At 61.8% G+C, this 24,629-nt stretch carries 20 protein-coding genes; 7 read left to right on the top strand and 13 right to left on the bottom strand.

Annotated elements, in window-relative coordinates; genetic code table 11:
* Nucleotide 1: 1 nt before the first annotated feature.
* The 8 genes from M5B96_RS01615 to yaaA all read right to left on the bottom strand — a co-directional run bounded on the left by M5B96_RS01615 (nt 2) and on the right by yaaA (nt 11,924).
* The gene (locus M5B96_RS01615) at nt 2-1,435 is read right to left on the bottom strand and encodes an alginate O-acetyltransferase (protein ID WP_248794758.1); all 1,434 of its coding nucleotides are present in this window, start codon (nt 1,433-1,435) and stop codon (nt 2-4) included.
* Between the two features lie 11 nt (nt 1,436-1,446).
* A complete protein-coding gene (gene algG, locus M5B96_RS01610) occupies nt 1,447-3,063 on the bottom strand; it encodes a mannuronan 5-epimerase AlgG (RefSeq protein WP_248794757.1) in 1,617 nt (538 codons plus the stop codon).
* Nucleotides 3,063-4,547, bottom strand: coding sequence for an alginate export family protein (locus M5B96_RS01605; RefSeq protein ID WP_248794756.1), 1,485 nt, complete (start codon nt 4,545-4,547; stop codon nt 3,063-3,065). Before M5B96_RS01605 ends, algG begins: the two co-directional genes overlap by 1 nt.
* Nucleotides 4,544-5,947, bottom strand: coding sequence for an alginate biosynthesis TPR repeat lipoprotein AlgK (gene algK, locus M5B96_RS01600; protein ID WP_248794755.1), 1,404 nt, complete (start codon nt 5,945-5,947; stop codon nt 4,544-4,546). The genes M5B96_RS01605 and algK overlap by 4 nt, the downstream gene beginning before the upstream one ends.
* Before the next feature lie 9 nt (nt 5,948-5,956).
* Nucleotides 5,957-7,129 (bottom strand): alginate biosynthesis protein Alg44, encoded by a 1,173-nt coding sequence (locus tag M5B96_RS01595; RefSeq protein ID WP_248794754.1) that lies wholly within the window; start codon nt 7,127-7,129, stop codon nt 5,957-5,959.
* A gap of 36 nt (nt 7,130-7,165) precedes the next feature.
* Entirely contained in the window at nt 7,166-8,647 is a 1,482-nt protein-coding gene (gene alg8 / locus M5B96_RS01590; protein ID WP_412548571.1) for a mannuronan synthase, read from the bottom strand.
* A 200-nt stretch (nt 8,648-8,847) separates the two neighbouring features.
* Nucleotides 8,848-10,164, bottom strand: a complete 1,317-nt coding sequence (locus M5B96_RS01585) for a nucleotide sugar dehydrogenase (protein ID WP_248794753.1) — start codon at nt 10,162-10,164, stop codon at nt 8,848-8,850.
* 980 nt (nt 10,165-11,144) lie between these two features.
* Entirely contained in the window at nt 11,145-11,924 is a 780-nt protein-coding gene (yaaA, locus tag M5B96_RS01580; RefSeq protein WP_248794752.1) for a peroxide stress protein YaaA, read from the bottom strand.
* A 200-nt stretch (nt 11,925-12,124) separates the two neighbouring features.
* On the opposite strand from yaaA, the gene M5B96_RS01575 reads away from it, so the two are divergent.
* The 6 genes from M5B96_RS01575 to M5B96_RS01550 all read left to right on the top strand — a co-directional run bounded on the left by M5B96_RS01575 (nt 12,125) and on the right by M5B96_RS01550 (nt 17,529).
* Nucleotides 12,125-13,249: a polysaccharide deacetylase family protein gene (locus tag M5B96_RS01575; RefSeq protein ID WP_248794751.1), complete on the top strand. Its 1,125-nt coding sequence runs from the start codon at nt 12,125-12,127 to the stop codon at nt 13,247-13,249.
* Nucleotides 13,250-13,591: 342 nt separating this feature from the next.
* Nucleotides 13,592-14,986: a PhoH family protein gene (locus M5B96_RS01570; protein ID WP_248794750.1), complete on the top strand. Its 1,395-nt coding sequence runs from the start codon at nt 13,592-13,594 to the stop codon at nt 14,984-14,986.
* Between the two features lie 249 nt (nt 14,987-15,235).
* Nucleotides 15,236-15,709, top strand: a complete 474-nt coding sequence (gene moaC, locus M5B96_RS01565; RefSeq protein ID WP_248794749.1) for a cyclic pyranopterin monophosphate synthase MoaC — start codon at nt 15,236-15,238, stop codon at nt 15,707-15,709.
* Nucleotides 15,706-15,948 carry a MoaD/ThiS family protein gene (locus M5B96_RS01560; protein WP_248794748.1) on the top strand — a complete coding sequence of 81 codons (243 nt, stop codon included), beginning with the start codon at nt 15,706-15,708 and terminating at the stop codon, nt 15,946-15,948. Before moaC ends, M5B96_RS01560 begins: the two co-directional genes overlap by 4 nt.
* 1 nt (nt 15,949) lies before the next feature.
* Nucleotides 15,950-16,399 (top strand): molybdopterin synthase catalytic subunit MoaE, encoded by a 450-nt coding sequence (gene moaE / locus M5B96_RS01555; protein ID WP_248794747.1) that lies wholly within the window; start codon nt 15,950-15,952, stop codon nt 16,397-16,399.
* 353 nt (nt 16,400-16,752) lie between these two features.
* Complete coding sequence (locus tag M5B96_RS01550) at nt 16,753-17,529, top strand: ABC transporter substrate-binding protein (RefSeq protein ID WP_248794746.1); 777 nt, start codon at nt 16,753-16,755, stop codon at nt 17,527-17,529.
* A 249-nt stretch (nt 17,530-17,778) separates the two neighbouring features.
* Here M5B96_RS01550 and M5B96_RS01545 read toward each other — a convergent pair whose 3' ends face one another.
* The 5 genes from M5B96_RS01545 to M5B96_RS01525 form a co-directional block, all read right to left on the bottom strand.
* Nucleotides 17,779-18,408, bottom strand: a complete 630-nt coding sequence (locus tag M5B96_RS01545) for a transcriptional regulator (protein WP_248794745.1) — start codon at nt 18,406-18,408, stop codon at nt 17,779-17,781.
* 164 nt (nt 18,409-18,572) lie between these two features.
* Entirely contained in the window at nt 18,573-19,700 is a 1,128-nt protein-coding gene (locus M5B96_RS01540) for an NAD(P)/FAD-dependent oxidoreductase (RefSeq protein WP_248794744.1), read from the bottom strand.
* 82 nt (nt 19,701-19,782) lie between these two features.
* Nucleotides 19,783-20,733, bottom strand: a complete 951-nt coding sequence (locus M5B96_RS01535; protein WP_248794743.1) for an ornithine cyclodeaminase family protein — start codon at nt 20,731-20,733, stop codon at nt 19,783-19,785.
* A 142-nt stretch (nt 20,734-20,875) separates the two neighbouring features.
* On the bottom strand, nt 20,876-22,354 hold the full coding sequence (rhlB, locus tag M5B96_RS01530) for an ATP-dependent RNA helicase RhlB (RefSeq protein ID WP_248794742.1): 1,479 nt from the start codon (nt 22,352-22,354) through the stop codon (nt 20,876-20,878).
* Between the two features lie 76 nt (nt 22,355-22,430).
* Nucleotides 22,431-23,087 (bottom strand): alpha/beta hydrolase, encoded by a 657-nt coding sequence (locus M5B96_RS01525; RefSeq protein ID WP_248794741.1) that lies wholly within the window; start codon nt 23,085-23,087, stop codon nt 22,431-22,433.
* A gap of 480 nt (nt 23,088-23,567) precedes the next feature.
* Here M5B96_RS01525 and M5B96_RS01520 point away from each other — a divergent pair, with 480 nt between their 5' ends.
* Nucleotides 23,568-24,599 (top strand): amino acid ABC transporter substrate-binding protein, encoded by a 1,032-nt coding sequence (locus M5B96_RS01520; RefSeq protein WP_103499296.1) that lies wholly within the window; start codon nt 23,568-23,570, stop codon nt 24,597-24,599.
* Nucleotides 24,600-24,629: the final 30 nt, after the last annotated feature.

The following is a 24,629-nucleotide window of genomic DNA, read 5'->3' as shown; positions in this document are numbered from 1 at the left end:
CTCATAGCCCGGCCTGTGCCACATGGGGCTCGGCGCTGGGGAATACGTTGCGTTTGCAGATTTTCGCCTCGACTTGCTGTGGCGCGCCGCCGGCTTCCGGGCCCTGGACTTCGACGGCCAGCAGGTTCTGGTTGGCCCAGTCTTTGTCGGTGCGCAGTTCAAAGGCGAAACGTCCGTCGGTGTCGGAGGTTTTCGGTTTGTCGATCTTGATGTCCTCGTGGCGGCCGTTCATGTACCAGAGGGTGGCGTGCAGGGTTTTCACCGAGGTGTCGGCGAAGCGGATATCGACCTGGTGCGCGCTGTTGCGCAGGTCGCGGTTGTTGCTGTTGACCAGCAGTTCGTTCTTGCCCGTCTTGACCGTGGTGCTGCTGCTCATCTCGGCGGTCTTGCCTTCGCAGCCGTTGTCGAGCAGGGCCATCATCTGCCGGTAGATGGTTTCCTGGTCCAGGCGGTACAGCGGCGAGAATTCCCAGATCAGGATCTTCGGCGGGGTCTTCTGGAATTCATCGCTGCCCAGGTACTGCAACATCGAGCCTTCCAGGCCGCCGCCGGGGAAGGCGACGTTGAGAATGTCGGCGCCGATGTACTGTTGCAGGAAGCCGGCGAAGTTGTAGTTCTTGCCACTGTGGCTGGTGCCCACCAGGGTGATCTGCGGGTTGGCGGCATCGCTGAACAGGTCGCCGTCCGCCGCTTCGCCCTTGGGCTCGGTACTGAACTGATCCATGTACTGGATCGCGTAGCTGGTGCCGCAGAGCTGGCCGGCCATGTTGTGCAGGGTGCCGGTCTTGCCCATGCGCCCGGAGATCCTGGTCTCGAATTCGCGGCGGGGAATGTCGGCAAAGCCCGGCATCTTCTTCACCGTTTCGGCGACGATCTTCGCGGTGCGCTCGGCGCCGTACGGGGTCCAGTGCTGGTCGCCACGGAAGTAGAAGTCGTGGGCCTGCTGCTCGTTGGTCAGCGGCGACAGGTCCGGTACGTGGTAGCCCATCCTGGCGAAGCGCCCGAGCATGCTCTGGTAGTTGCCCAGGGCTTTCTCATAGTCGAACTTGGCGCGTTCGGCCGGGAACAGCTTGTTGCGATCGACCAGGCCACGGGTCGGCTGGTACACCACCACCAGCTCCACGCCCTTGCTCTTGAAGGCATCGTGCAGTTGTTGCAGGCGCCGGTAGCCTTCGGGGCTGGTGTCGAACTCGGTACGCAGGTCTTCCTGGGTGCGGAACAGCCAATCACCCTGGGCCTGGACCAGAGTGGTGAAGTTCTGCTGGTAGCGGGTGGTGTAGTTCTTCGCGTCATGGGCCGCCGGGCACAGGCTGCAGCAGGGTTCGGCGCTGAAGCTCGGTGCCTGGACTTCCTCGGCCTTGAGGGTACCGCTGGCGACGAAGATCGCCGCGGCGAGGCCGGACAGGCCGAGCAGTTTGATCAGGTGTGGGTTCATAAAGGTCGTCCTCAATCCCGCAAGGGTGTCTGGCGTTCGACGGGGTCGATCAGCACGGCTTTCTGCTGGCGCACCAGCAGGTCGAGAATTTCATCCTGGCGCTCGCCGAGAATCCCGCTGAAGCTGATGCCGCTGTTTTTCGTCGGGGCGAGCATCGACACCCGGTACAGCTCGACACTCAACGGCGAGTCGATGGACAGCGGGCCGCTGCCGTTGCCGGCCAGTTCGCCGCCGACCACTATCAGCGAGACCTCGGCGTCGAACGGGTCGAGCTCGATGTCGCGGTCGGTGTCGCTCAGGTCCTTGATATGGCCGTAGACCCCGGTCAGGCCGTTGGCCATCGAGACGTTCTCGTACAGGCGGATATTCACGCTGTTACGGATCCGGATGCCGTGGCGCTGGTTGCCGATGACCTTGTTGGCGTAGATCAGGTTGTCGGCGCTCTCGTAGAGGGTGATGCCGTCGGTGTGGTTCTGGTAGATCTCGTTGTAGGCGATCAGGTTGTTGACGCTGTTGCGGTCGATCACCAGGCCCGAGAGATGGTTGTCATAGCTGCGGTTGTTGAAGATGAAGCTGTCGTTCACTTCCCGGGAAATGATGATGCCGTGCTTCTTCTTGGTACCGTGTACGGTGTTGTCGGCGATGATCAGTCCGTGCGAGCGGTCGTGCGGGTCGATGCCGTAGACGATGTTGTCGCGGTAGGTGTTGCTCTTGACCACGAAGTCACGGGTCTCATAGCAGTAGAAGCCGTACCACATGTCCGAGAACTCGGAGCCGATGATCCAACCGGTCGGCTCCGAACGCTTGAGCACCTTGGCCATGTTTGGCGTGTACTGGGAAATACTCACGCCATAGGACTTGCTGTTGGCATAGCCCAAGCTGGCCATCCGGCTGTTGGCGATATAGGTCTCGGTGCCGCCCCAGGCCAGGAGGAACGGCCGGAATTCCTTGGGCGAGCGGAAGCTCGCCGGGCCGTTGTCGGCTTCGCGCCAGCCGGTGACTTTGGTGTCACGGATAAACAGTTGGCCGTCGTTGATCAGGAACGAGCCGCCTTCCTGGGACAGCCGCAGTTCCTGGGTCTGGCCGTCGATTTCAAGGATGCCCTTGCGCCCGACCACGATCGGCAACCTGGCCAGGAATACCCCCGGCGAGGTTTCGCTGATGTACTGTTTGGGCAGTTTTCTGCTCAGATCCTTGAGGTTGATATAGCCGTCGTCGATGAAGATCGCCTGGGGAATACCGTGCTGGCGCACCACCCACTCGGCCATCTTGTTATCGCCGCCGATAAAGTCCTTCAGGGCGTCTTCTTGCATCATCCGCCGCACGCTGATCTGGCCCGGCTTGCCGCGCACGATCTTTGCCGCGACCGCCTTGCCGGTGTAGCCGCCGAGGTCCGGCAGCTTGGGCTTTTCCAGGTGCAGCGGCGCGGTCGGGGCGCTGCTCACGGTGTAGGTCTTGGCCTGTTGCAGTTCCTTGGCCAGGATCGGCGCGTGCTCGGTTTTGCCGGGCGGCGCCTCGACGCTGGCAAAGGCCGCGCTACTGGCCAGCAGCAGGGCGCCGGCCAATACGCTGAGCGAGCCTTGCATGGCGCTGTGGTTCATCTCGGTCACTCCCTTGGCGGTTTGCATCAGAAGCGCCAGATCACGTCGACAAACGCGCGGTGCATATAGGAATCGACGCTCTTGCCATAGGCATCGCCGGGCTTGAACACGCCGCCGCGAAAGCGCACCAGCGCCGAAGGTTCATCGATCGATTGGCTCAGGGCGGCCGGCAGCAGGCCTTGCTTGAAGTACTTGGTCACGACCAGGTCGACTTCCTGGCCGAGGTCCTTCTTGCCGTCCTGCAACGGCAGCGAGGCACTGGAGAGCAGCGCGCCGGTGGCGTCGTCGTAGTTGCCCTGCACGGCGTTGATGCCGTTGCTGCCGACGTCCTTCTGCCCGTCGACGCGCCAGAACTTGTGGTAGATCAGGCTGGCGTCGTAGTCCTCGCGCAGCTGCCAGGAGCCGAACAGGGTGGCGGTCTGCAGGTTGTTCATTTCGCCACGGAAGGCCTCGCCGAAACGGTGGGTCCGCGAGCGGGTACCGGTGAAGTTCGAGCGGTTGCTTTCCAGGCCGTTCTGTTCGTAATCGCCGCTGGCGCGGGCATAGGCGGCGCCGACCTGCCAGTTCGGGTCGAGGCGCAGGCGCACGCCGAGGTCGGTGGCCCAGCCGTTGATGTGGCTGCCTTGGCTGGCATCTACCGGTCGGCTGCCGTCGGCATTGAGCGGGTTGACGCTGTCGCGGTGGCCGCTCATGCCGGTCAGGCTGGCCCAGTAGTTGATGGTGTTGGTGTTTTTGAAATTGTAGGCATCGCTATTGGCTTCCACACCGAGCCAGGTCAGGTCACCGTTGGCCTTCTTGTCCAGCGGGTCGGCGGCGACACCCGGTGTCGGGTAGTCGAGCTTGCCGTCGTCGTGGCTGTGGTGGGCGCGTACGCCGAGCCATTGGCCGGGTGTCCACTGGTAGGCGACGTCGCCGTAGACATGCAGGCGGTCCTTGTCTTTCGGCGCGAGTTCGGTGAGGTCGGTGCGGTACTCGCTGAAACGCTCGGCGGCGCCCAGGTTGGCGCGCAGCAGGGTAGTGTCGAAGCTCCAGTTCAGCGCCTCGATATTGGTGTCGCGCCATTGCCCGTCGTCATTGCGCAGGCGCTGGCGACCGAGTTTCAGCATCTCCCCCGGATAAGGGGTCAGGCCCTTGTAGCCGATCCAGAATTCGCGCAGGGCTAGGTAGCTTTTATCCGGTTTGCGCGCGTCGTTGCTCGAGGTTTCCTGGCTGGCATCGGACTGCTGCAGGGTGTCGGTTTCAATGATGTCGCTGGCGGTCACGGCCTGGCCCATGGCGTAGGCGCTCCAGTTGCCGCGTTCGCCGTAGGCCCACGGCCGCAGGTCCAGGCCGATGCCGTTGACGTCGCCGCCCTTGAGGGTGCCGAGGTCGCGGTCGTCTTCCGACTGGCCGGTGATTTTCACTTCGAGGCCGAAGTTCTGGGTCTCGGTGATCGCCGCCAGGCTCGGGCAGGACCAGAGCAGGGCGCAGCTCAGGCCGATACCGGCCTTGACGAAAGGATTGAGTGTCATAAGGTTTTTTCCTCGCGGTCGCCTTCTTGCAGGACTTGTTGCAGGTCCAGCGGATTGCGGCTCAGGGTCCCGCGCAGGCGTTGCTCCTGTTGCAGCAGGCGCTGGGCATCGGCACGTCGGGCAGGCGGCAGTTGGGTGTCGAGTTGTTGGGCCAGGTCATTGCTCAGCGGGGTGTCCTGGACCTTGGCCAACTGGCTGAAAACGTAGGCGTTGAGCGGGTCGGGTCGGGTCCCTTTGCCCTGGGAAAAAAGTTGGGCGATGGTGAAGTCGGCACTGTTCTGGCCGTTGCGGGCCGCCTTGAGCAGGTGGTCGAGGGCCTTTTGCGAGTCGACCTGTCCGAGGTAGCCGCGGCGATAGATCTGCCCCAGGTAGTAATCGGCGGCGACTTCCTTGCCGAGGGCTTTCTGGAAATGCGCTTCGGCCTGTTTGGCGTCCACCGTCACCCACTTGCCTTCGTAGTAGAGCTTGCCCAGCAGCAGTTCGGCGCGGGGCTGGTCGGCGGCGCGGCCGTTGTCGAGGTATTCCATCATCTGCTTGACGTCGCCCAGGTCGGGGAAGTCGTAGAGCAGTTGCGCCAGGCTGACCCAGGATGCCGGGTAGCCGGGGGCGATCTGTTCGAGCAGCGCTTGCGCGGTCTTGGTGTCCGGTTGGCCGAGGCTCGCATCGCTGAGCACCCGGGCTACGCTGTCGATCCTTTGGGCGCCGACGGCGCCACGGCTGTGAGCGGCCTGCAGTTGTTTGAGCAGGGCGGCCTGTTGCTCCGGCTGGGCGCGCTTCTGGTACACGGTGGCCAGTTCGACGTAGCAGATGTCGAAGCTGTGGAGCGCGTTCTTGCAGATCTTTTCCACCTCGTCCAGATGCTGGTCATAGGTGTCCTGGGTGCGGTACAGCAGCACCTGGGCCACACCCGCCTCCGGGTAACCGGCGCTGCGCCATTGGCTGATCTGTTGCTGGGCATTGATCTCGGGGAAGCTCTGCGGGAATTGCAGGTAGAGCATGGCCAGGGCAATCAGGGTGTTGCCTTCGCCGTTGGCGAAGGCCTTTTTCAACAGACCTTCGGCTTCGCGGTGTTCGGCTGCGCTGGCACCGGGCTTGGCCACCAGCAAGCGACCCAGGCGGGCCTGGGCCCGCGGCGAGGTGGCGGCGGCGGCGCGGTAGGTCGCCTCGGCCTGTTTGAGCAGGGCCGGGTCGCGGCTTTCCACCTGGATGTCGGCCAGACCGACCTGGGCTTCGGTATAGCCCAGGTCCGCCAGTTGGCGGTAGTTCTGCTCGGCCACGGCGGTGTCGCCGCGCTTGAGCGCTTCATTGGCCAGGCGCTGGTCGGGCAGGCCGGCACAGCCGGCGAGGCTGATTGCCATAGCCAGTGTCAGCGGCAGGATGCGTAAGGTCGTCACAGGCATGTCCTCCGCTTACAGACCGGCGGCCATGGCTTTGTCGATCAGCCAGTTCATGCTCGGCCCACGGTCGCTGTTGACCTCCACCGGACGGCCGGCGAGGGTGCTGTCGAGACTTTCGTCCGGCTTGATCAGGACGCGGATATCGGACGACAGGTCAGTGCTTTTCAGGCTGCTGCTGCTGACGATCTTGCCCTGGCGTACATGGTCTTCGCCGGCGATCTGGAAGTTCACTCGGGTGCCCGGACGCACGTCGCCGAACTGGCGATAGGAGAAGCGCGCCTCGACGTTCGCCAGGCTGCCTTTGGGCACCAGTTGGAAGATCACATCGCCCTTGCTGGCGTATTGGCCGTTGGCGACCAGTTGCTGCGCCACCGTGCAATCGCAGGGCGAGGTCAGGGTGCCGATCATCTGCTTGCCGAACAGTTCCTCGACCTTGGCCGGAGCCAGTTGCTCTTCGTCCAGATGGCCCTTGAGCACATCGAGCATGCTGGTGCTGAAGGTCGCCAGCGGCGCGCCCTTGGCGGCGACGCCGTCTTCCTTGATCAGGCTTTGCACGGTGCCGTCGCGGGGCATGGTGATGCTTATGCCCGGCACGCTGACCAGGCCGGCCTGGGCGTGGCTGACGAAGTACAGGCCATACACCGATTTCAGGACAAAGCCGAAGGCCGCGAGGCCGACCACGAAGATGCCGAGGCTGAAGGTCACGGCGCGCAGGCGGCCGAACGCGCTCATGCCGCTGCCGTCGGATTTTTTCTTGCGCGCCTTGGTGAAGTTGTCACGTTGCAGGGTGGCGAGCACGTCACCCATGTTGACGATGTCGCCGGACAGGTGCGAGGTGATCAGGTGGCGCAGGGTGGCGATGTCCTGTTGTTCCAGGTTCTGGAACTGGCAGCCGACCCGACCGCTCTGGCGGTCATGGGAGCGCACTTGCAACTCGACATCCATGGCCAGGCCGAGGTTGTCGATGACGAATTGCAGGCGGCCCTTGTACACCTCGCCGAGCTTCAGGGCTTGTTGTGGCGGGACGTTGAAGCTCAGGCCGCCGGCGGACAGGTCATGCACCCGGACTTCCAGGGGCTGGTTCTCGCTGCCGAAAAAGCGCAGCTTGGCCGGGATTTTCACCCGCGCATGCTGGCGTTGGGCTTCGGATTCGTGGACGACGTTGGCATTGACTTGAGAGTTCATGGGTAAAGCTCCATTAGCTAATTCAGGCGAGTCGGGTCAGACCATCGTCATCAGCACGGCGACGAAGATGCTGCCGGCGGAGAAGGTCATGGTCCGAGACGACCAGGTGTTGAACCAACCTTGAAAGCTGGCGAGGTCGCGGCTCAATTTGGTGTCCTGGCGGGTCCAGGATTGACGGTCGAGGCGGAAGAACACGTAGATCTTCATCAGGGCGCCGACGATCTGGTTGTAATAAAGAATCACCGGGTAGGCCGGGCCGATGCTGTGCCCGGAACAGGCCAGCAGTAGCGTCAGGATCAGCCGGGTCATGCCGATCCACAGCAGGTAGGCGAGGATGAACGCAATGCCGTACTTGAAGCTGGCGATCAGCGCTACGGTCAGTCCCAGCAGCGAGGTCCACATCGACACGCGCTGGTCGAACAGCACCACGCTGGTGAACAGGCCGAGGCGGCGCAGCCCCAGGCCCAGGGCCCGGGAGTTCTGCCGCAGGTTGTTGCCGTACCAGCGGTACATCAGCTTGCGGCTGGATTTGATAAAGCTCTTTTCCGGCGGGTGTTCCACGGTGTGGATCGCCGCGTCGGGCACGTAGAAGGTGTCGTAGCCCAGGCGCATCAGGCTGAACCAGCTGGATTTGTCGTCGCCGGTGAGGAACTTGAAGCGGCCCAGGCGCCAGTGTTGCAGCGAGTCGCTTTCGACGTCGGCGATAAAGTCCGGGTCGGTGACCACGCTGGCGCGGAATACCGACATGCGCCCGGTCATGGTCAGCACGCGCTTGGACAGGGCCATGGAGCACATGTTGATGTGACGCTGGGCGAAGCGCAGCTTGTGCCATTCGCTCATGACGTAGCCGCCGCGCACCTCGCAGAACTCGTTGGTGGTCAGGCCGCCGACATTGCCGAACAGCTGGAACCAGGGCACGGTCTTGCGCACCACGCCTTCGCTGAGGACGGTGTCGCCGTCGATCACCGCGACCACGGCGCGCTCGTCCGGCAGGTGGCGGGAGATGGCGCGGAAACCGAAGGCCAGGCCGTCGCGCTTGCCGGTGCCGGCGATGCGCACGAAGTCGAGGCTGACGCGATCGGGCGGGTTCATTTTCGCCCAGAGGCTCTTGACCAGCAGTTCATCGGACATTTCCACCAGGGAGCAGACCACGGTGGTGGGGAAGCCGCAGTCGATGGCTTCGCGGATCACCGAGCTGTAGACCTGGGCGGTGGTCAGCGCATCGATGCGGAAGCTGGTGACCATCAGGAACACCTGCGACGGGTCCGCGGCCTTGCCCAGCTTGCGCACTTTGCGGCGCAGGTGCGGGTAGACGATGTAGAGGAAAATCATCCCGCGGACGAAATGGGTGGCGCCCATGGAGTAGCGCCAGATGCCCACGGCACCGATCAGGAAGATGAAGTCCTTGGAGTCGGCGTCGAAGGTCGAAGTGGGCAGCAACAAGGCCAGGCCCATCAGCAAACTCAAGTAGAACAGCCAACCGGCGGTTTGAAGGAGGCCGTGCTTTAGCCTGTGCATAATCTGCATCCGTCTCTGTCTCGGGCGAGCCGGGTGGCTGGCTCGATGGTGTTAAGGCAGGCGTTACCCATATCGGGACCAAGGCGTCCTTTCGGACGCCATCGCCAGCAAGCCGGCTCCCGCGGTGCCGGGTCGTACGTGATCGCTGTCCTGTAGCGGCCGGCTTGCTGGCGATCAACCGCGCCGCGGTTGCAGCGGGTTTACCAACAGATGCCTTCGGTCCGGCCACTCGCACTGGTGGCCTTGGACATGAAGCCGACCAGGTCGATGACCTGCTTGCCATGCGGGGCGTTCTCGGCCAGGGCGCGGAACTTCTCGTCACGGTTGCCGAGGATGATCACGTCGCTGTTGTCGATCACCTCGTCGAAGTCAGCATTGAGCAGGGACGACACATGGGGAATCTTCGATTCGATGTAGTCCTTGTTCGCCCCGTGGACACGGGCGTACTCGACGTTCTTGTCGTAGATGCTCAGGTCGAAGCCCTTGCCGATGAGCATTTCCGCCAATTCCACCAGCGGGCTTTCGCGCAGGTCGTCGGTACCGGCCTTGAAGCTCAGGCCGAGCAGGGCGATGCGGCGTTTGTCATGGCTGGCGACGATGTCGAAGGCGTTCTGTACCTGGCTTTCGTTGCTGCGCATCAGCGAGTTGAGCAGCGGCGAGTCGACGTCCAGGGAGGCGGCGCGGTAGGTCAGGGCGCGCACGTCCTTGGGCAGGCAGGAACCGCCGAAGGCAAAGCCGGGGCGCATGTAGTACTGGGACAGGTTGAGGGTCTTGTCCTGGCAGACCACCTCCATCACTTCGCGTCCGTCGACCCCGACCGCCTTGGCGATGTTGCCGATTTCGTTGGCGAAGGTCACTTTGGTGGCGTGCCAGACGTTGCAGGTGTACTTGATCATCTCGGCCACCTCGATGTCCTTGCGGATGATCGGTGCGTCGAGCTCCTCGTAGAGCGCCTGGAGGACGTCGCCGGAAGCGCTGTCGAATTCGCCGATCACGGTCATCGGTGGGAAGTCGTAGTCCTTGATCGCGGTGCTTTCACGGAGAAACTCGGGGTTGACCGCGATGCCGAAGTCGACCCCGGCTTTTTTCCCCGAACAGTCTTCGAGGATCGGGATCACCACGTTTTTCACCGTGCCCGGGAGCACAGTGCTGCGCACGACGATGGTGTGGCGACTGGTTTTGTCACGCAGGACAAAACCGATTTCGCGGCACACCGATTCGATGTAGTTGAGCTCCAGGTCGCCGTTCTTCTTGCTCGGCGTGCCGACGCAGAGCATCGACAGGTCGCTGCTGCGAATCGCTTCGGCGAAGTCGGTGGTGCCGCGCAGTCGACCGCTGGCAATCCCCTCGGCCAGCAGGGCTTCCAGGCCGGGTTCGACAATCGGCGATTTGCCGTTGTTGATCAGGTCGATCTTGTCCTGGGAAATATCGACGCCAATGACATCATGGCCCCGTGCAGACAGGCAACCGGCACAGACTGCACCGACGTAACCCAAACCGAATATGCTAATGCGCATTGCATTTACCTCTATCTTAATCACGCCATTAAATGGCCGGAGTTAATGTAGCCAGTAACCGTGGTGCGTTCGGAAGTGCGACCCAATAGGTCGTGTCTCCCGAAGGCAGGCATATAAGCGTCGAGTGGCTAAATAATTGCACTCAAGTTGTGCGCAACTTGGCCTTGTTATAGGGGCGTGCCCTTGAATGTGGCCGGCCTTCAGCGAGAAGACCCTTGCCTGCGTGCTCTAAACTTTCTGCTGCCCACAGAGAAGCCTTGTGGATCAACAGGTTGTGAACCGCCTGCAAGTGCTTTGTCCGGGGGCCTGCCTTGGCCTTTTAGGGGATATCAAGGTTGCGTATCTCCTGTCCTTTGCTGTGGTTTGAATTGTGGGGCGCGGTTGTAAGTCGCTGTTGGCAACTTAAACATTTCATCCCGCCTCAATGTAAGTCATCTCTTACAAGCACTGTGAGAATCGTTACCGGTGGTATGAGCAATGCTTCGGAACATAAGTTCCAGTCCGCTCATCCTGTTTTCTTGGATTTCTAGAAACAGACGAAAAGATGGCACGGCTTCATATTGATAGCACTTTCCGTTTCGCCCTTTAGTTATGGGGATTAAAAATGCTGGGATGGTGGTGTGCCACTATGGGAAAAAATTTTGCGTGCCACTACTCAAAAAAATTGTAAATGTCGAGTGAAAGAATTTTCATGGTTGTAACGGTCGGTTTATTGGCGTCAATTAAATGGCTTTTTGGTGTTTCAGGAGGGGGTATAGGGGGGGCGGGAGTTACACATTGCGTGTAGTGCACCGACTGGGGGCAGGGTAACAGAAGTGTGTGCCTGAGGGGGTTGCGGTGTCTGTGCCGGCCTTTTCGCGGGCAAGCTGCGCTCCCACAGGTTTTCAGTGGTACACAAAATTTTGCTACGACATCGATACTGATGTGGGAGCGCAGCTTGCCCGCGAAAAACGATAACGCGGTCTAACAGGCGTATCGTCTTACTCCGGCGCGTGATCGCGCAAAAACACCAGGTTGTCCACCTTGGAGAGTTCAGCGCTGAACCGGTAGCCTTGTTCGTCGAACGTCTTCAATTGCTCGGGACTCTGGATGCGCTCGCGGATCACGAAGCGGGCCATCATCCCGCGGGCTTTTTTCGCGTAGAAACTGATGATCTTGTACTGGCCGTTCTTCTGGTCGCGGAACTCGGTATTGACGATGCGGGCGTTCAGGGCGGAGCGTTTGACCGCCGAGAAGTACTCGTTCGACGCCAGGTTCAGCAGCACGTCGTCGCCTTGTTCGGCCAGGGCTTCATTGAGCCATTCGCTGATGCGCTTGCCCCAGAAGGCGTAGAGGTCCTTGCCCCGGGCGTTGGCGAACCGGGTGCCCATCTCCAGGCGATAGGGTTGCATCAGGTCCAGTGGGCGCAACAGGCCGTAGAGGCCGGAGAGCATGCGCAGGTGGGTCTGGGCATAATCAAAGTCGACGTCGCTGAAGTCTTCGGCATTGAGGCCGGTATAGACGTCACCCTTGAACGCCAGCAGCGCCTGTTTGGCGTTGTCCGGGGTAAAAGCCGGGTTCCAGCTGCCGAAACGCGCGGCGTTGAGGCCGCCGATCTTGTCGGAAACGTGCATCAGCTCGCTGATCTGCGCCGGGCTCAATGTACGCAGTTGCTCGATCAACTCCTGGGAGTGGTCCAGGTACTGCGGTTGGGTGAAGCGCCGGGTCACCGCCGGTGTTTCGAAATCGAGGGTCTTGGCGGGGGAAATCACCATCAGCATGAAGTCGTCTCCTTTAATCGTCGGGCGATTCTAGGGGCTTGGGCGGTTTGACTCCACCTATGATGGCGATAGCCGCCGTGTGGTTTGTCTGGGAGATCTTTGTTGATCTTGCCCGCGAAGAGGCCGGAAAAGCCACCACAAAGGCTCCGGTCGTCAGATCGGCTATAGTGCGCGGCGGGTTCTGAAATGGAGTCACCCTTTTGCGCATTGTTCTTTTCTTCTCGGCCCTGCTGGCCTGCCTCGCGGTCGCCGCCGCGCCGAACGACCCCGCGACCCTGGATCGCAGCGTCTGGCCCGAGCAACTGAGCAGCCCGGCACTGTTCGATGTCGCCTCGCGCGCCGAGGTGCTGATGTTCGCCCATGCGCTGCTGGTCAGCGAGTTGCTCGACGAACCGGCCCTGAAGAAGCGCCTGGGGCTCAAGCAGATCAACATGGTCTCGATCGATACGCTGCGCCAGCGTCTCTGGCAGCGCCTGCTGACCAGCTACAACGCCGCCCAGCAAAGTTGCGAGCAGGACGCCTCCTTCTGCTTCTATGTCGAAGACCTGGAGAGCCTGCGGACCGCCGCCGGCAAGTTCCGGGTTGGCGAAGACTCCTTTTATGCGCGCTGGGCGCTACCGTCCCGGGCCTTCCATGAGCGTTACCTGGACGAACTGCTGCGCCTGGCCGCGCTGTTACCGCAGACCAGCAGCGAGATCCAGCTGATGGGCGATCACGAGCGCAATGGCGAAGGTTTCAATGACCGTCTGTTCCTGCTGACCTTCGACGGCGGCCCGACGCTGGCCCAGGGCAATACCGACGAGTTGGCCGACTATCTGCGCAAGCAGAAGATGAGTGGCCTGTTCTTTGTCCTCGGCAATGCCTTGCAGGCCCGCCTGGACAAGACTTCGATGCCGGCGGTGCGCGAGCTTTACCGCCAGCAATGCGTGGGTATGGAAGGCTGGCAGTACCGCTCCCACAGCCAATGGCAGGACTGGGAGGATTCGATCCTGCGCAGTATCTCGCTGGTCCAGAGCGCCTTGCCGGACAACTATGTGGCGCTGTTTCGGCCGCCATACGGGCAGCGCCGGGCCGACGCCGCGGCGTTCTTCAAGGCCCAGCACCTGCAGGTCGCCTTGTGGGACATCGATTCGGCGGATGCCAGCGGCAAGCTCAGCGCCGAGCAGTCCGCCCAGCGGGTGATGACCTTGATGCTGCTCTGGCGGCGTGGGGTCATCGTCTTTCATGACACCCAGGACAAGGCACGCACGGCGTTACCCTGGTTACTCAAGCAGACCGCCGAAAGCGGGCTCGGCTGGCAGGAGTGCAAGGAAGCATTTCGTTAGGAGGGAAAAAACCAAGTGCCCGTATTTGTTGGGCCGGGGGAAAATCAGCGGATGATTTCGATGCAGGCAGACTTCCGACTGTAACGGTGTGCGGGCGCCTCGCCAAGGGCTATTCGTCAGCTTGAAAAATAAACTTCAAAAAAACGTCAAAGTGCTTTTTCCTGTCATGTCTTTTGCGGTATTACGGAGTCAGACCGCCGAAACCTGCGACACAGGTGGCGTCTTACAAGACCCTACTTGTGCACAGAACGCCTGCCCCTTCACAGGCGAATTCGGCGGTCACTTCGAGGCGCGGCACCGTCAAGGTATTGCGTCGACTGGCTCCCACAAAGGTGACCGAGTATGGATGATCACGGACGCACTCCTTCTTCCAACCAGCCAATCCTTTACGTGCTCGATACCAACGTACTGATCCACGATCCAAACGCGTTACTCAACTTCGAAGAACACCATGTCGCCATCCCGATGACCGTGCTTGAGGAGCTCGACAAGCTCAAGGGCGGGCATCACAGTGTCGCCGCCGAATGCCGGCAGGCGATCCGTCTGATCGACAAGACCCTGGGCGACGCCAGTCCCGAGGACGTCGAGCTGGGCGTACCGATCCAGCGTGGCAAGAGCGGTCCCAAGGGCCTGCTGTCGATCCTGATGAGCAAGCGCAGCGAACCGAACCTGGTGCTGCCCGAACACCTGAACGACAACATCATCATCAATCAGTTGATCGATCTGCACGCGCGGGAAAAGGACCTGCGGGTGGTCCTGGTGACCAAGGACATCAACATGCGCCTCAAGGCGCGCGCCTGCGGGATCGCGGCGGAGGACTACAGCACCGACCAGTTGGTCGACGACGTGTCCTTGCTGCCCAACGGTTATCACGACGTCAAAGGCTCGTTCTGGGATCGTGTCAGCAAGGTCGAGACCCGCCAGGACCATGGTCGCACCTGGCACCAGGTGCAACTGACCGACAACCTGCCGGCGGTGCACGTCAACGAATTCATCATCGACGAACAGGGCTTTGTCGGCTGGGTCAAGGAAATCCGCGCCGATGTGCTGGTGATTCTCGATCTGCATCAGGAACCCCTGTTGCACCAGGAGGCCTGGGGCCTGAAACCGCGTGACGTCTACCAGAGCCTGGCGCTGTTCGCCTTGCTCGATCCGGATATCCACCTGGTCAATCTGACCGGCGCTGCCGGTTCCGGGAAGACCATCCTGGCCCTGGCCGCCGCCATCGAACAGACCATGGTCAGCAAGCGCTACCGGCGCATTATCGCGACCCGCAGCGTGCAGGGGCTGGACCAGGAGATCGGCTTTCTGCCCGGCACCGAGGCGGAGAAGATGGAGCCTTGGCTGGGGGCGATCACCGACAACCTCGAAGCCTTGCACATGGATGATGAAAGCACCCATGGCAGCGTCGACTACATCCTCAGCAAGGTGCCGTTGCAGTTCAAATCGCTGAACTACATCCGTGGGCGCAGCTTCCAGCAGAGCCTGATCCTGATCGATGAGTGCCAGAACCTGACGCCGCACCAGATGAAAACCATCATCACCCGTGCCGGTGCCGGTTCCAAAGTGGTGTGCCTGGGTAACCTGGCGCAGATCGACACCCCTTACCTGTCCGCGACCAGCTCCGGGCTGACCTACCTGACCGAACGCTTCAAGGACTTCCCGAACGGCGTGCACATCACGCTGCAGGGCGTGCCGCGTTCGATCTTGGCCGAATACGCCGAATCCCACCTGTAATCCCATCCACACCAAGGGCGGCCAGGCGGCCGCCTTTTTTATGTCGCCCCCCAATATCGTGGTTGCCACGATCCCTGTAGGAGTTGGCTTGCCAGCGATGGAGCCCTTGAGTCTGGCATTGCCTATCCGGACGCCATCGCCGGCAAGCCAGTCCCCACATTAAATCCGCGTGCCGCCACACATTTTGCGATGGTCGCGTAAAACTGACCCGCGGGTTTACAATCGACGTTCCTGATCAGGAGTATCGCTGTGCTGACTCATCTCGATTCCCAAGGTCGCGCCAATATGGTCGACGTCACCGACAAGGCCGTGACCTTCCGCGAGGCCGTGGCCCAGGCCCGCGTGCGCATGCTGCCCGCGACCCTGCAAATGATCGTCAGCGGTGGCCATCCCAAGGGCGATGTGTTCGCCGTGGCGCGGATCGCCGGTATCCAGGCGGCGAAGAAAACCTCCGACCTGATCCCCTTGTGCCATCCGCTGATGCTCACCAGTATCAAGGTCGAACTGAGCGCTGACGGCGAGGATGCCGTGCGCATCGTCGCGCGCTGCAAGCTGTCCGGGCAGACCGGCGTGGAGATGGAAGCGCTGACCGCCGCCAGTGTTGCGGCGCTGACCATCTATGACATGTGCAAGGCGGTGGATCGCGGCATGATCATCGAAAACGTCTGCTTGCTGGAAAAGCTCGGTGGCAAGAGCGGGCACTACCTGGCGGATGCGCCATGAAGATCCTGGTGAAGTTCTTTGCCCGCTACCGCGAGGCGCTCGGGGTGGACGAGCTGGCGCTGGAGGGGGATTTCGCCAGCGTCGATGCTGTCCGCCGGTTACTGTTGTTGCGCGAGGGGATGGAGGTTCTCGCCGAGCAGAACCTGATGTGTGCCCGTAACGAGGACCTCTGTTCACTGAGCGAGCCACTGGCCGACGGCGACGAAGTGGCCTTTTTCCCCACGGTGACCGGAGGCTGAGATGGCGATTCGCGTGCAGGTGCAGGCGTTCGACCCGGGGGCCGAGGTGAATGCCTTGCACGCCGCCAACCTGGGAATCGGCGCGGTGGTGAGTTTTGTCGGCTACGTCCGCGATTTCAACGACGGACGTGAAGTGGCCGGGATGTTCCTTGAGCATTATCCGGGGATGACCGAAAAGGCCCTGGGCAAGATCGTGGCGCAGGCCCGGGAGCGCTGGCCGTTGCTCGGGCTGGAGGTGCTGCACCGGGTCGGCGCCCTGGAACCGGGCGAGCCCATCGTGTTTGTCGGGGTGACCAGCGGCCATCGTCAGGCTGCGTTCGACGCTTGCAATTTCGTCATGGACTACCTGAAGACCCAGGCCCCGTTCTGGAAAAAGGAAAACACCGCCGAAGGCCCGCACTGGGTCGAGGGTCGTGCCAGCGACCAGGCGGCGGCGGAACGCTGGAAATAACGGTTTGCCGCTTTATCTACGTCAGGCTCCAGGCCGCCATCGCTGGCAAGCCTGCCCCCACATGAGTCCGGAGTCGAACAGAGATTTTGTCTGCGCCCGTATCCTGTAGGAGCCAGGCTTGCCAGCGATGGCGGCGGTGCGGGTGCTGCAAGACTGGCGGGCCTCATTGCCTGCAAGCCGTCTCATCTTCAAACATTCATCGGTGCATGGCTTTCTGACAGGGTGCAGGCATCTACCCGTTGACGATTTGTACTTGCAAGTCCAATATGGACAAATAAGTACAAAATAGCTTTGTCGTCTTCTTTCCTACTGTCTTGCCACAACACCTCAAATAAAAGAGCGGGAGTTCCAGCATGAAGAAGTTCACCCTGATCGGCGGTCTGGCCTTGAGCCTGCTGGCCGGCAGTACTGCGTTTGCCGCCGAGCCCACCTTGCGTATCGGCATCGAGGCGGCTTACCCGCCCTTTGCTTCGAAAACCGCCGAAGGCACCATCGTCGGCTTCGACTACGACATCGGCAACGCCCTGTGCGCACAGATGAAGGTCAAGTGCGAGTGGATCGAGGGCGAGTTCGATGGCCTGATCCCGGCCTTGAAGGTCAAGAAAATCGACGCGGCGCTGTCGTCCATGACCATCACCGACGAGCGCAAGAAGTCGGTGGATTTCACCCACAAGTACTACTTCACCTCCTCGCGCCTGGTCATGAAGAAGGGCGCGGTGGTGGATGACCAGTACGCCAGCCTCAAGGGCAAGACCGTCGGTGTGCAGCGTTCCACTACCACCGACCGTTACGCCACGGAAGTCTTCGAGCCGCTGGGCATCAAGGTGATGCGCTACAGCAACAACGAAGAAATCTACATGGACCTGGCATCCGGGCGCCTGGATGCGATCTTTGCCGACACCATCCCGCTGGATGATTTCCTCTCGATGCCGCGTGGTGCCGGTTACGCCTTTGTCGGGCCGGAGTTGAAAGATCCGAAGTATGTGGGCGAGGGCGCCGGGATCGCGGTGCGCAAAGGTAACAGCGAGCTGGTGAGCAAGCTGAACAAGGCCATCGACGGGCTGCGCGCCAGCGGCGAGTACCAGAAGATCGAGGGCAAGTACTTCAAGACGGATATCTACGGCGACTGATGGTTGGAGCACTGATGTCTTCGGCCTGGCCGAAATTTGTGGCGAGCGGGCTTGCCCGCGTTGGGGCGCGAAGCGCCCCTGAAGTCAGCGACTTCATCGTGTCAGATAAAACGCAGTCACAGGTTTTGCGACTGCTGCGCAGCCGAACGCGGGCAAGCCCGCTCGCCACAAAACCGCACCCGGCTCCAGGCCTTCTTGTATTGACTGATATTGGGCAAGATCTCTACAAACCGGGCGATGGGGTTGCCCTCAAACCTCCGCCTTCAACTCCTTCAGGTGCTTGTACACCGTCGCCCGTCCCATATTCAGCACATTGGCCACATAGTTGGCCGCGCTCTTGCCTTTGAATGCGCCCTCGGCGTGCAACGCCAATACCAGCTCGCGCTTGTGGTCGCGGGTCAGCAGGTTCAGTCCCAACTGCCGCTGGCGCAGCCAGTTGTGCAGGAAGGTGTTGATCCGCTCCTGCCAGTCATCGCGGAACAGCGCATCGGGCTGCGGGATCAGTTTGTTCGGTGAGAGGAACAGGTCCAGCGCCGCCCTGGCGCTTTCGAACAGGGAAATATTCAGGTTGATGCACAGCACCGCCAAGGGGCAGCCCTGGGTGTCATGCAGCACGGTGCTGACACTGCGAATCTTCTGGCCGTCCCAGTTGAGTTTCTCGTAAGGGCCGATATTGCGCTCGTTGATACCTTCCTCGAGCATGTCCTCCAGTGCTGCGTCGTCGCCGATCTCGCGTTTGGAGATGTTGTTGGCGATGTAGTCGATCCGCTGCGTGCGCAGGTCGTGCAGCACCACTTCCGCATGGGGAAAGAACAGGGTGGCGATGGCATCGGCAATCGCCCGGAAGTTATCCAGGGCGGGGGCCTGTCTGGCTGTCATGGTGGTTCTCCAGGCAACTTCAGCGTCTTTGGGAGGGGGCCAAAGGAAAACAGCTGGTGCGATGATCGGGTCGCCTTGCAAGAGGCAGGCCCGATCAGCAGGTGCGAAAGGGTGATGCCCAGGTACGGGCGTACTAAAGAGTGTGCCGCAATCAGCGCCAGTCGTCACCCGAGACGGGCAGGGGCGAGCATCGCGGCATCGAGGCCGAAGTGCGCGAGCGACTCGGGCAAGGCTTGGCCACGCACCAGCGCCGCGCTGGCCTGGCCCATGGCCGGCGAGGTCTGGATGCCGTAGCCGCCCTGGGCGGCGACCCAGAACAGGCCGGGGACCAGGGGATCGAAACCCGCGACCAGGTTGCCGTCGCTGACGAAGCTGCGCAGGCCGGCCCAGGTGCGGGTCGGTCGGCGAATGCTCAGGGTGGTGGCTTCTTCGATCTGGTAGATGCCCATGGCGATGTCCAGTTCTTCCGGTTGCACGTCGTGGGGCTCGACCGGGTCGGCGTTGGCCGGGGAGCCGAGGAACATGCCGGCATCCGGCTTCATATAGAAGGACTCATCGAGGCTGACCAGCATCGGCCAGTCGTGGATCTCCAGGCCTTCGGGCGGCGCGAAGATAAAGGCGGCCCGGCGCTTGGGTTGCAGGCCCAGGGGGCGCGCGCCGGCTAGTGCGCCGATCTTGTCGGCCCAGGCGCCGGCGGCGTTGATCACGACTTTGGCGCTGAAGGTTTGTCCGGCCGTGCGGACCTGCCACAGGCCGTCGGCATCACGCTCAAGACAGAGGACCTCGCAGTCGGTGTGGACCTGTCCTTGCTGGCGGCGGATACCGCGTAGATAGCCCTGGTGCAGGGCGTCGGTGTCGATGTCACTGGCGCTGGGGTCGTAGATCGCCCCGTGGACTTTGTCCCGGCGCAGGATCGGCAGGCGCGCGCAGGCCTGGTCGGCGCTGAGCAATTGCATCTCGGGCACGCTGGCTTTGGCGCTGAGGTATTGCTGCTGCAGTTCTTCCGGGTCGCCGGTGAAGTCCACGGTCATTTCGCCCCGGGGGGTGAGCAACGGGTGTTCGGCGAAGCCGGGCGGCGGCGCGTCGAAGAAGGCCCGGCTGGCGAGGGTCAGGGCGCGTACTTGAGGTGTGCCGTAGGCGGCGGTGTAGAGGGCGGCGGAACGTCCGGTGGAGTGATAGGCCGGGTGCGATTCACGTTCGAGCACGATGACCCGGCCATGCTGGGCCAGCCAGAAACCGGTGGAGGCGCCGGCAATGCCGGCGCCGATGATGATGAAGTCTGCCTGGTTCATTCGAGGCTTCCTGTTGGTAGGTTCTAAAGGCGTTCTGCGTAACCTGTGGGAGCCGGCAAGCCGGCTCCTACAAAAGCACTGTTCAGCTTGCCTTGTGGTGTAGATGATAAAGCGCATTGGCCAGGGCGACGTCTTCCAGGCCCAGGCCGATGGAGCGGAAGAACACCGGGCGTTCATACGTTGGCCGTGGTGTCTGCTCGCTCAGCAGTTCGGCCAGGTCGCCGCGGATCTTGTCGGCGTGCCAAGCGTGCTGGCTGGCGGCAATCAACATTTCCCCGGCCGCGCCCGGCGTGGTCTTGCGATAGTCGCAGTAGACCTGCATGTCGCTCAAGGCTTGCGGCGGTACTTCATGGGCGCGCACGGCATTGGTGCTGATGGAGGTGATCAAGGCCGGCTTGCGCAACTGGCCTGGGTCCATGACCGGGGTCGCCGAGGAAGTGCAGAGCAGGATGACATCGGCGTCTTCCAGGGCTTGCTCCAACTGCTCGACGATGCGCAGGCGCGGTTCGATAGCGGTCAGGCGCAGGCGCTTTTCGGCATTCACATTGGGTGAGTAGAGGCTGATGTCCTGCCAATCGCGCAGGCCCTTGGCGTAATGCAGGTGCGCCTGGGCCAGCGGGCCGCTACCGACGATGGCCAGGCGCCTGGCGTCCAGCGGAGCGAGGGCATCCACGGCCACGGCGGTGGTCGCCGCAGTGCGCGCGGTGGTCAGTTCGGCGGCATCGCAGAGCAGCAATGGCTGGCCGCTGCGCATGGACATCAGCAGGGTCCAGGCGGTCACCAGCGGGCCTTGCTCGCGGACGATGTAGGGCGAGGTCTTGACCCCGTAGACCTGGTCGTCAGCCAGCACCCCGAGGTAGTTGATGAAGTCGCCGGCACCTTGCGGGAACTCCACCAGTTGCTGCGCCGGTTGCACTGCCTTTCCGGCCGCCAGGTCGCGAAACAGCTTGCGCAGGATCTGCGGCACGTCGATCTGTTGCAGGAGTCGATGTGCCTGCTGGCTGTCGATCACGAAGGGGGTATGGCCGGACATGGGGAGGCTCCCGAATGATTGTAATTAAACTAATTTGTCCATTATGGACTTTTAGTTTATTTCAGCAATCACCGGGCGAAAAAAAACGCCGCCGGGTGTCGGGCGACGTTTTGTCGTGCGGCGTGCCTTTCGGCTTGGCTGGTCAGGCCGGACGCTGGCGTACCACCGGGCGCAACAACTCGGCAGGCGGCATTTCGCAGCTGATCTTGTGCCCGAGCAGGGTTTCGATCGCCGGCAACTGGTAGGAGTCGTCTTCGCCGGCGAAGCTGATGGACACGCCGTCGGCACCCGCCCGTCCGGTCCGGCCGATACGGTGGACGTAATCGTCCGGCACTTCCGGCAGGGTGAAGTTGATCACGTGGCTGATGCCGTCGATATGAATCCCGCGCCCGGCCACGTCGGTAGCCACCAGCACGCGGATCTTGCCCTCGCGGAAACCTTCCAGGGTCTTGATGCGCTTGTGTTGCGGCACATCACCGGACAATTGCGCGGCGTTGACGCCGTCGCGCACCAGGCGTTCCTCGATCCGCCGCACTTCATCCTTGCGGTTGGCGAAGACCATCACCCGCTCCCAGCCATTGTCGGTGACCAGGTTGTAGAGCAGCTTGTACTTGTCGGCGCCGGCGACGGCGTAGACGTGCTGTTCGACGTTGGCGTTGGCCGGGCTCAGCGCTTCGATCTCGACGATCGACGGATCGGTGGTCCATTGCTTGGCCAGGTTCATCACGTCTTCGGTGAAGGTGGCCGAGAACAGCAGGGTCTGGCGTTCGTTCTTGGGCGGGGTCTGGCGGATGATCTGCCGGACCTGCGGGATAAAGCCCATGTCGAGCATGCGGTCGGCTTCGTCCAGGACCATCACTTCGACCATGTCCAGGTGCACTTCACCGCGCTGGTTGAAGTCCAGCAGGCGACCCGGGGTGGCGACCAGGATGTCGCAGTGCCGGGCTTCGAGCAGCTTGAGCTGCTTGTCGAAGTCCATGCCACCGACGAATTGCATGACGTTGAGGCCGGTGTATTTGGTCAGGTCGGCGGCGTCCTTGGCGATCTGCACCACCAGCTCGCGGGTCGGCGCGATGATCAGCGCCCGCGGTTCGCCCATGTAGCGCTCTTTCGGTGGTGGGGTCTGCAACAGCTGGGTGATGATCGAGATCAGGAAGGCGGCGGTCTTGCCGGTGCCGGTCTGGGCGCGACCGATGGCGTCCTTGCCGGCCAGGGTAAAGCCCAGGACCTGCGCCTGGATCGGCGTGCAGTAAGGAAAACCGAGGTCCTGGATGGCGTGCATCAGTTCGGGCGCCAGCTTGAAGTCGTGGAAGCGGGTCTTGCCTTCCTGCGGTTCGACGACGAAGTCTTCGAGCTTCCACGGCTTGACGGGCGGCTTCGGCGCTCGTTCACGACGCGGTGGTGCGGCTTTCGGCTGTTCTGTGCGTGGCGTTTCAACCGTCGCTACTGGCTCTGCCGGGATGGCGGCCGGGGCTTTCGGTTTGGCGGCAGGCTCGGCGCGGTCCGCTGCCTGGCCGGGATGGCGGCTCTCGGAGCTTGGAACAGGGGCGCTGGAGCCTGGTGCGAGCTGCTCAGCCTCGCTTTTACCGAATATTTTTTTGAGTGCTTTGAGCACGGTCATCTCGTTAATTTGGTTAAGGAATGTACGCCGGCCAGTGTAATGCAAGAATCGGGCGCGGCGTAGTGCGTTACCGCGATCAGCGTAAACGAGCGGCCAGCCAGGTACCGATGTCACGGATTTCTTCGGGTAACACTTCGTGGCCCATTGGGTATTCCTGCCATGTCACGGTGACATCAAGGCGTTTGAGGTGCTCATAGGCGGTTCGGCCCATGGCGTTCTGGACCACCTCGTCATAGTGGCCATGCAGGCAGAGGGCTGGAATTCGCTGCTGGCTGGCGGAAAGTTGCAGTGCATCGCTGAAGGTCGGGGCGTAGGTCGAGAGCGCCAGCACGCCGCCGAGGGCTCCTTGCCACTTCAGGTAGGCGGTATGCAGCACCACGGCGCCGCCCTGGGAAAAGCCCGCGAGGAAGATCCGCGAAGGGTCGATACCCGCGGCCCGCTGGGCTTCCAGCAGTTCGATGACGGTCGCCGCCGATTCTTCAAGCTCTTCGAAACTGATCGAACGCGCCGGGCTCATGGCTTTGATGTCGTACCAGCTGGGCATGGCGTAGCCGCCATTGATGGTCACGGCGCGGGTCGGCGCCTGGGGCAGGACGAAGCGTGTGCTTGTCAGGCTCTCCTGCAGCGCCTCGGCCACCGGCAGGAAGTCATAACGGTCGGCCCCCAGGCCGTGAAGCCAGATAACACAGGCGTCGGCGGTCTTGCTGGGGTGAATGATCAGCGGTTCAGTCATGTGTGCTCCATTAGTGTGCGTGCGCTCCAGATGTGTGCGCGGTTACGGTGCGTAGCGAGTGGATTCGTTAATAAAATGTCGCGTTCTTGATCGTTTTCCTATTGACCTGTGGCTGAAACGCTTTAGCCGCCACTGTGGTACGGGCTTTGCTATGGGAGAACCGAGTGAATGTATTCACCCCTGGCGGTAACACTATCAGTCTACCGCTGGCCGTGGGATAGCAAATGAATCCGTCTCGGTGGGTTCTGATTCACGTTCGCCGAGGGCCGGCAGGGCTTTAGCGAATCTGGAAAGGGCTGATGCCCGTTCGGCCAATTTGGTGGGCGGTGAGTTTTACAGGCGGGAGATTTTCTCCTACTAAACTCATAGCTCAAGTCTTTAGCCGCTTGACCCAAAAAAAAGCCAGCACGGGTTAACAACGCCTCATAAGGGTGCGGCTAGACTCTAGCTCCGACACAACAAGAGCAACTGGAGGTTTGAATGAAGATGTTGAAATCCACCCTGGCAGTCGTGACTGCAGCCGTCGTACTGGGCGTCAGCGGTTTCGCGCAAGCGGGCGCTACCCTGGATGCCGTACAGAAGAAGGGTTTTGTTCAGTGTGGCGTGAGTGACGGCTTGCCGGGCTTCTCGGTGCCTGATGCTTCCGGCAAGATCGTCGGTATCGACGCTGACGTCTGCCGTGCCGTGGCCGCCGCTGTATTCGGCGACGCGACCAAGGTCAAGTTCAGCCAGTTGAACGCCAAGGAGCGCTTCACCGCGCTGCAGTCCGGCGAAATCGACATCCTTTCGCGTAACACCACCATGACCAGTTCCCGTGACGCCGGCATGGGCCTGATTTTCCCAGGCTTCATCACCTACTACGATGGCGTCGGCTTCCTGGCCAACACCAAACTGGGCGTGAAAAGTGCCAAGGAACTGGATGGCGCAACCATCTGTATCCAGGCCGGTACTACCACCGAACTGAACGTGTCCGACTACTTCCGCGCCAATGGCCTGAAGTACACCCCGATCACCTTCGACACTTCCGACGAAAGCGCCAAGTCGCTGGAATCCGGTCGTTGCGACGTACTGACCTCGGACAAATCCCAGCTGTTCGCCCAGCGCAGCAAGCTGGCTTCGCCGAAAGACTACGTCGTTCTGCCAGAAACCATCTCCAAGGAGCCTCTGGGCCCGGTGGTGCGTAACGGCGACGAAGAGTGGACCAAGATCGTTCGTTGGGTCGGCTACGCGCTGCTCAACACCGAAGAAGCCGGTATCACTTCGAAAAACGTCCTGGAAGAAGCCAAGTCGACCAAGAACCCGGACGTCGCTCGTCTGCTGGGTGCCGACGGCGAATACGGCAAGGATCTGAAACTGCCGAAGGATTGGGTCGTCAAGATCGTTTCCCAGGTGGGTAACTACGGCGAGATCTTCGAGAAGAACCTCGGCAAGAGCACTCCGCTGGAAATCGACCGCGGCCTGAACGCTCTGTGGACCAAGGGCGGCATTCAATACGCACCTCCTGTGCGCTGATTGACCTATCGCCCGGCAGGCCAACTGCCG

The organism is Pseudomonas sp. MWU13-2105 (assembly GCF_023242315.1).
Taxonomy (GTDB): domain Bacteria; phylum Pseudomonadota; class Gammaproteobacteria; order Pseudomonadales; family Pseudomonadaceae; genus Aquipseudomonas.
This window is presented reverse-complemented; position numbering and strand designations above follow the sequence as displayed.

Coding starts and splice junctions, on each gene's coding strand:
- algK (WP_248794755.1), bottom strand. CDS start 5,947: ATGCCTGTGACGACCTTACGCATCCTGCCGCTGACACTGGCTATGGCA.
- M5B96_RS01520 (WP_103499296.1), top strand. CDS start 23,568: ATGAAGATGTTGAAATCCACCCTGGCAGTCGTGACTGCAGCCGTCGTA.
- M5B96_RS01615 (WP_248794758.1), bottom strand. CDS start 1,435: ATGAACCCACACCTGATCAAACTGCTCGGCCTGTCCGGCCTCGCCGCG.
- M5B96_RS01560 (WP_248794748.1), top strand. CDS start 15,706: ATGAAGATCCTGGTGAAGTTCTTTGCCCGCTACCGCGAGGCGCTCGGG.
- M5B96_RS01525 (WP_248794741.1), bottom strand. CDS start 23,087: ATGACTGAACCGCTGATCATTCACCCCAGCAAGACCGCCGACGCCTGT.
- M5B96_RS01585 (WP_248794753.1), bottom strand. CDS start 10,164: ATGCGCATTAGCATATTCGGTTTGGGTTACGTCGGTGCAGTCTGTGCC.
- algG (WP_248794757.1), bottom strand. CDS start 3,063: ATGCAAACCGCCAAGGGAGTGACCGAGATGAACCACAGCGCCATGCAA.
- M5B96_RS01540 (WP_248794744.1), bottom strand. CDS start 19,700: ATGAACCAGGCAGACTTCATCATCATCGGCGCCGGCATTGCCGGCGCC.
- M5B96_RS01550 (WP_248794746.1), top strand. CDS start 16,753: ATGAAGAAGTTCACCCTGATCGGCGGTCTGGCCTTGAGCCTGCTGGCC.
- moaE (WP_248794747.1), top strand. CDS start 15,950: ATGGCGATTCGCGTGCAGGTGCAGGCGTTCGACCCGGGGGCCGAGGTG.
- yaaA (WP_248794752.1), bottom strand. CDS start 11,924: ATGCTGATGGTGATTTCCCCCGCCAAGACCCTCGATTTCGAAACACCG.
- alg8 (WP_412548571.1), bottom strand. CDS start 8,647: ATGCACAGGCTAAAGCACGGCCTCCTTCAAACCGCCGGTTGGCTGTTC.
- M5B96_RS01545 (WP_248794745.1), bottom strand. CDS start 18,408: ATGACAGCCAGACAGGCCCCCGCCCTGGATAACTTCCGGGCGATTGCC.
- M5B96_RS01535 (WP_248794743.1), bottom strand. CDS start 20,733: ATGTCCGGCCATACCCCCTTCGTGATCGACAGCCAGCAGGCACATCGA.
- M5B96_RS01605 (WP_248794756.1), bottom strand. CDS start 4,547: ATGACACTCAATCCTTTCGTCAAGGCCGGTATCGGCCTGAGCTGCGCC.
- rhlB (WP_248794742.1), bottom strand. CDS start 22,354: ATGACCGTGCTCAAAGCACTCAAAAAAATATTCGGTAAAAGCGAGGCT.
- M5B96_RS01595 (WP_248794754.1), bottom strand. CDS start 7,129: ATGAACTCTCAAGTCAATGCCAACGTCGTCCACGAATCCGAAGCCCAA.
- M5B96_RS01570 (WP_248794750.1), top strand. CDS start 13,592: ATGGATGATCACGGACGCACTCCTTCTTCCAACCAGCCAATCCTTTAC.